1 protein-coding gene is annotated in these 307 nt (G+C 61.2%); it reads right to left on the bottom strand.

From position 1 onward, the window contains the following. Window positions 1-307, bottom strand: a 307-nt coding sequence (locus tag ACXAH0_RS25215; RefSeq protein ID WP_475196059.1) for an IS66 family transposase, incomplete at both ends; no start/stop codon positions are given.

Raw genomic sequence — 307 nt, 5'->3', positions numbered from 1 at the left:
GTACCACGCCAGCGGTGCAGAAGACCCGGCCCAAGGGCGTTCATCCCGCACATAGGCCCAGATCCGGGCGGTTTTGGTTTTCTTCGTTCCCGGCGCCTGAAGCTTGACCGGCGTGTCATCGGCAAAGAGCGCTTCCCCTTGCCGGACCATGCGTCCGATGGCATCCGCCAGGGGCTCAAGCAAGGCAGTGGAGCGTCCCACCCAATCAGCAAGGGTCGAGCGGTCCAGATCGATGCCTTCCCGGCCAAAGATCTGAGACTGGCGATAGAGCGGAAGGTGGTCCGCATATTTGGAAACCAATACATGC

It is taken from the genome of Roseibium sp. AWQ4_290, from assembly GCF_056160985.1.
The sequence above is the reverse complement of the archived record's forward strand: the minus strand, read 5'-3'. Positions and strand labels throughout refer to the sequence as shown.